The following is a 5,611-nucleotide window of genomic DNA, read 5'->3' on the forward strand; positions in this document are numbered from 1 at the left end:
CCGCCGGCCCGCGGCTCGTCGTCCGACCCGCTCGCCGGACGTCCGCCGCCCGGCTCCTCGCGCGTTCCGGTGGGCGGCGCGGCCTCGGTTCCGGCGACCGCCGCGCCGACTCCGGCCTGTGGGAGGGCCGTCACCGGAGCCGTCACGCGGGGGTCGGGGGTCCCCGGAGCGGGCCGCGCCGGCCGGGGCACGGCGAGTGCGGGCGCGTCGCGCCCGGCGGCTCGCGGTTCCTCGGGGCCGTCAGCCGGGCGGTGCGAACTCGACTCGTGGGACGCACGGTTGCCGACCTGCGAGGCGACGGCTCCGGCCGAGGGAGCCCCCGAGGGCGACCCGGTCGGTGGGGGAGGCGGTCCGGCGGGTGCCGGGCCGAACGCCGGCGGTGCCGCGCCCGCCACACGGTCCGCCGCCCCGCGGCCCGCGCGTCGCCCCCGGTCCGCCGGTGTCAGCCCGTCCGGCCCCGCGCCTCCGCAGCCGCGGCGACCACCGGGTAGGCGGCGGCGTCGGAGTCCGCGTACAGGCGGAACCAGGCGTCCAACACGTCGGGCGGCAGCACCTCCAGCCGGCGCAGGATCTCCCGCGCGAACGCCTCCGGGTCGGTCGGGCCCGCCGTGATGAGGTCGCGGTCCGTGACGGCGTCGGCCTCGCGGTAGCGGTCGGCGCCGCCGTACCCGGTCGCGGTCAGCACGAACGGTGCCGCCGCGGTGTGGTCGCGGTCGTCGAGCAGCCCCTCCCGGGCCAACCCCGGCACCGCGCCGCAGATCGCCGCGACCGGCACGCCGGACTCCAGGAACCGCCGGGCGGCACCGGCGAACGGTGCGAGCTCGCCGGTCTCCCAGCTGTCCGCCCCGGGCAGGATGAGCAGGGAGCTGTCCTCCGGCCGCAGCTCCGCCACCGTGATGTCCGGCACCACCCGCATACCGCCGAGCGTGGTCACGGGCCGGATGTCCGGCCCGACCGTCCGCACCCGGTAGCCGTTGCGGGCCAGCTCGGCGGTGGCGTGGCCGGGTTCCCAGTCGGCGAGCGTGTCGTAGACGGCGAGATGCGCGGTGGGGCGCGCCACGCCCGGGGCGACAGGCCGCGCGTCGTCCGCCGCGGCGGCCCCGCTCCGGCCCGTCGCGCCCCGATTGCCCCTGACGCCACGGACGTTGCGCTGCGTCATGACGGCCTCCCTGGTCCGTTGGCCCGGAAAGGGCGGATACGTCCCCTCACTGCATGCTGTCACTCTGCCCACCACCTGTCCATGACGGGTGAGTAGAGTGAGCGAGGTGATACGACGCAGCACTCTGCGCGAGCAGCTCACCGGCGCTCTCCGCGAGGAGGTTCTGGCCGGACGACTCGTCGCCGGCCTGGAGTTCACCGTGCGGGAGATCGCCGAGAGCTACGGCGTCTCCACGACGCCCGCGCGCGAGGCGCTGCTCGACCTCTCGGCCCAGGGCCTGCTGCTGGTGGAGCAGCACCGCGGCTTCCGTGTGCGGTCCTACACCCTCACCGACTTTCGCGAGATGATCGAGGCCCGATCGGTGGTGCGCGAAGGGCTTCCCCTCGCCGACGCGGGCAGGCCGCCCCCGGAGTACCCGCGCGACGCCTTCACCTCGATCCGTCGCAGGGCCGCCACCTCCGGGCAGGCCGCGCGCGCCGGTGACCTCGACATCCTCGTCGGCTACGACCTGCGCTTCTGGCGTGAGCTGACCGCGCTGCGGGCCAACCCGTACATCGCCGAGTTCCTGGACCGGCTGCGCGCGCAGTGCTGGGCCTTCCTCGTGCCGCAACTGCGTGCCGCGGTGGACGGGCCGTGCGCCTCGTCCGTCCCCGCACTGCTCTGGGACGGCTATCTCGAACTCGCCGACGCGGTGGAACGGAACGACGAGGTCGAGGCGGGCGCCCTGGTCCGGGGCGCGCACGAGCACGTCCTCGCCGCCGCCGCCGAGCTGGCGGCCCGCGCCGAAGCCGCCGGCCGCCGCGGCCGGGACCGTTCGACCGGCGCGCCGACGGTGAGGCCGACCGGCGGCGGGAGCGGCGGGCCCGGCCAGGGCCCGGAGATCGGACGGGATGTCTTCCCCGACCGCGACGCCGGTTAGGCCCTGTCCGGCGGACCCCGCCTGGCCCGCGGCGCCCGGCACGGCATCTCGCCGCATCGGAGCATCGCGCGAGGACGGCGGGTACGAGCTGCGGTGCTCCGCCGTGCGATCCATCGCACCGGACACCGCGGGCCTCACCGGCGCTGTTCGCCGGACCGGACCCACTGCGGGTCGAGCGCGCCCAGGCCACCGCCCGCTGCCGGGCTGCTTCCGCCTCCCTCCCTCCGTTGCCCCGACCCGGCCCGCCGTAGGGTCGTCCCCGCCGTCGGCGACGGCGCCACGCCCGGCTGGGTGTGCCGTCGAACCAGGGGACGGGACGGCGCCCAGGCTCTACGCTGGAAGCCCGGTCGCCGTGCGAGAGAGGGCGTTACGTGGCCTGTGACCTCTGGCTGGTCCCCCTTGTCGATGTGCTCTGCCACAGCCCCGACAACCCGTTCTCCGAAGAGATCGCCGACTACGACCGCGCCCTCGCGGACGCGGGCCTGCCGCCCGTCCCGGTCCACGGCTACGTGCCGGGCACCTCCGGCGAGGTCGCGCCGGTCGCCGGGTTCGACTACGCGGCGCTGCACCTGCTCCGTCGTGCGCACCTGCTCCGGCTCAGCGGCCTGGAGGTCACCCCCGCCGGCGGTATCGACGGTGACTACGAGCAGTTGCTGGAGATATTCGGCGAGGCCGCCCAACGCTCGCATCTCGTATGGCACTTCGACCATGCCGGTGCGTACGTCCCGCTGGACTTCCCCCACCCGCTCGCCAACGACGAACTGCTGAGGGGCGGGGGGCCGTTGGGCTCCTCCCACGGGCTGTTGCGCGAACTGGAGTCCGTCGCGCCGGCCTTGGGTATCGACGGCGCCAACCCGCCGCCGCCACCGCCCGCTCCCAACCGGCCCACCACCCTCGACGAACCGGCGGTCGTCCCCGCCCTCGGCGAGGGGCCGTTCGCCCGGGAGCGCCACGTCTGGCTCGGGCTGCACGCCGCCGCGCTGCGCAGCCTCGCGCAGGGATCGATGATCGTCTTCTCCTGAGCCTGCCGAGCCCCAGCCCGGTTCACCGCCGCGCCCGCCGCGCCCGTGGCCGCCACCACGCGGGGGAGCGCGCCCGTCTCAGCGGGGCGCCTCCGGGGGGCGCTGCCGCGGCATCGTGGGCCGCCCCACGATGTGCGGGCGCGGGCGAGGCGCGGGCGGCGGCTCCGGCCGGGCGCGCCGGTCGGAGGTCTGGGTGAGCAGCGCCCCGCCACCGGCGTGGAAATCCGCCATCCACAGCGTGGTCTCGGCTCGGACCAGGTCGCCGAGGTCGTCGGAGAAGCGGCGCAGCAGTACGAGGCACCGTTCGGCGCTCTCCGCCGGGCCGCCGTCCGACGAGCCGGTCGCCTCCCGGACCGATTCCGCGGCCCAGTCGTAGCGGAGCTGTTCGAGCCGCCGCTGCACGGCCTGCGCCGTCGCCATGTCGCGGGTCCATCCCGCGGTCAACCCGAAGAGCCGGTCCGCCCCGAGGCAGAGCGTGGCCGCCAGCAGGGCGAGGTAGCCCCACCCCAGCAGGGTGCCGACACCGGCGAGTTCGAGCAGCGGGAGCAGCACGCCGCCGGCGGCGGCGGTGCCGGTGCCCGCCCGCAGCACCCGCGCCGCCCGGCGCTTGCGGACCCGGTCCGCCAGGTACCACTCCACGGTGCGCAGCGCGTCCCGCTCCGCCCGGTGGTAGAGGGCGTCGAGACGCGCGGTGGGATCGCCCCAGTCACCCGGGGGGAACGGCCGGCCGACCAGGTCCTCCCGGCGCCCGGCCGCGTCACGCGCCCCCTCCGGCTGGTTCTCCGGCTGGCTCATCGGCACCCCCTGCACAGCTGTCTCCGCTCTTCTTACCTTCTGCGGGGTTCGACCGTCCGGCGGTCGGGGGAATCACCGCGGTGGCTCGCGGGGTGCCCGGGAGGAAGACGTCGCGGGCCGGGAGGGTTGCGGGCGCCGCCGGTGGCTGCGTCGACCACCGAAGCGCCTTCACCCGAAAGAGTGGGCCGGTGGCAGCGATAGGCTGCCTGGCGTGAACATCCTCGTCATCGGCGGCGGCGCCCGCGAACACGCCCTGTGCCACGCCCTGTCCCGTGACCCAGACGTCTCCGCGCTGCACTGCGCGCCGGGCAACGCCGGCATCACCGAGGTGGCGACGGTCCACCCGGTGGACGCCACCGACGGCGCGGCCGTCGCCGCGCTCGCCGCCGAGGTCGGTGCCGAGCTGGTGGTGGTCGGCCCCGAGGCCCCGCTGGTCGCCGGTGTGGCGGACGCGGTGCGCGCCGCCGGTGTCCCCGTCTTCGGCCCCTCGGCCGACGCCGCGCGGCTGGAGGGCAGCAAGGCGTTCGCCAAGGAGGTGATGGCCGCCGCCGAGGTGCCGACCGCCCGCTCCTACCTCTGCACGACGGCCGAGGAGGTCGCCGAGGCGCTCGACGCGTTCGGCCCGCCCTACGTGGTCAAGGACGACGGGCTGGCCGCGGGCAAGGGCGTCGTGGTGACGGAGGACGTCGAGGCGGCCCGTGCCCACGCCGCCGCCTGCGGCCGTGTGGTGATCGAGGAGTTCCTCGACGGCCCCGAGGTGTCGCTCTTCGCGGTGACCGACGGCGAGACCGTGGTGCCGCTGCGTCCGGCGCAGGACTTCAAGCGGGCCCTGGACGGCGACGCCGGGCCGAACACCGGTGGGATGGGCGCGTACTCGCCGCTGCCGTGGGCGGACCCGAAGCTGGTCGACGAGGTCCTGGCCTCGGTGCTGGAGCCGACCGTCGCCGAGATGCGCCGCCGTGGCACGCCGTTCTCCGGTCTGCTGTACGCCGGGTTGGCGATCACCTCGCGCGGTGTCCGCGTGATCGAGTTCAACGCGCGCTTCGGCGACCCGGAGACCCAGGTCGTCCTGGCCCGGCTGCGCAGCCCGCTCTCCGCGCTGCTGCACGCCGCCGCCACGGGCTCGCTGGCCCAGCTGCCGCCGCTGGTGTGGAGCGATGACGCCGCGGTGACGGTGGTCGTGGCCTCCGACGGCTACCCGGAGGCTCCGCGCACCGGTGACCCGATCGAGGGCCTGGCGGAGATCGCTGACGAGGACGGCCCGGAGAGCTACGTGCTGCACGCCGGTACCCGCCGGGACGAGGACGGCCGGGTGCTGAGCGCCGGTGGCCGCGTGCTGTCGGTCACCGCGACCGGTGCGGACCTCGGTGAGGCGCGGGCGCGCGCGTACGAGTCGGTGGCGCGTGTCCGCCTGGCGGGCTCCCACTACCGCACGGATATTGCGGCGAAGGCTGCTGAATCGGTCTGAACGACCCCAAACCTCTGCCCAAAGCCCCACCATCGAGTGACCGTGCGCCGTTATTGCTGACGTGTGCGCGGCGCCCCCCTATGGTCGGTCGCGAAGGGGGCGCCCGGCGGTCCGGTGCTCCCGGGCGTGTGCGACAGCACGCGTCCGGGGTCGTACGACCGGCGGACGCATCCGTGACCCACACGCCCTCGTGGCCGCCGCACCGGCTGCCACGCGCGCCACGGCCGATCACGGCAGCCGGTCGGCGG

Annotated in this window: 5 protein-coding genes; 3 read left to right on the top strand and 2 right to left on the bottom strand. The window is 75.9% G+C overall.

All coding sequences use genetic code 11. The features are described from left to right. Positions 1–442: 442 nt before the first annotated feature. A complete protein-coding gene (locus HCJ92_RS21495) occupies positions 443–1,060 on the bottom strand; it encodes a DJ-1/PfpI family protein (protein ID WP_338054305.1) in 618 nt (205 codons plus the stop codon). 205 nt (positions 1,061–1,265) lie between these two features. On the opposite strand from HCJ92_RS21495, the gene HCJ92_RS21500 reads away from it, so the two are divergent. Next, positions 1,266–2,078, top strand: coding sequence for a GntR family transcriptional regulator (locus HCJ92_RS21500; protein WP_338054304.1), 813 nt, complete (start codon positions 1,266–1,268; stop codon positions 2,076–2,078). Between the two features lie 371 nt (positions 2,079–2,449). After that, a complete protein-coding gene (locus tag HCJ92_RS21505) occupies positions 2,450–3,100 on the top strand; it encodes a hypothetical protein (RefSeq protein ID WP_167935270.1) in 651 nt (216 codons plus the stop codon). 78 nt (positions 3,101–3,178) lie between these two features. Here HCJ92_RS21505 and HCJ92_RS21510 read toward each other — a convergent pair whose 3' ends face one another. After that, the gene (locus tag HCJ92_RS21510; RefSeq protein WP_167935271.1) at positions 3,179–3,895 is read right to left on the bottom strand and encodes an SLATT domain-containing protein; all 717 of its coding nucleotides are present in this window, start codon (positions 3,893–3,895) and stop codon (positions 3,179–3,181) included. A 211-nt stretch (positions 3,896–4,106) separates the two neighbouring features. On the opposite strand from HCJ92_RS21510, the gene purD reads away from it, so the two are divergent. After that, positions 4,107–5,363, top strand: coding sequence for a phosphoribosylamine--glycine ligase (gene purD, locus HCJ92_RS21515; protein ID WP_167935272.1), 1,257 nt, complete (start codon positions 4,107–4,109; stop codon positions 5,361–5,363). Positions 5,364–5,611 lie beyond the last annotated feature (248 nt).

This window comes from Streptomyces spiramenti (assembly GCF_012034385.1).
GTDB classification, from domain to species: Bacteria; Actinomycetota; Actinomycetes; order Streptomycetales; family Streptomycetaceae; genus Streptomyces; species Streptomyces spiramenti.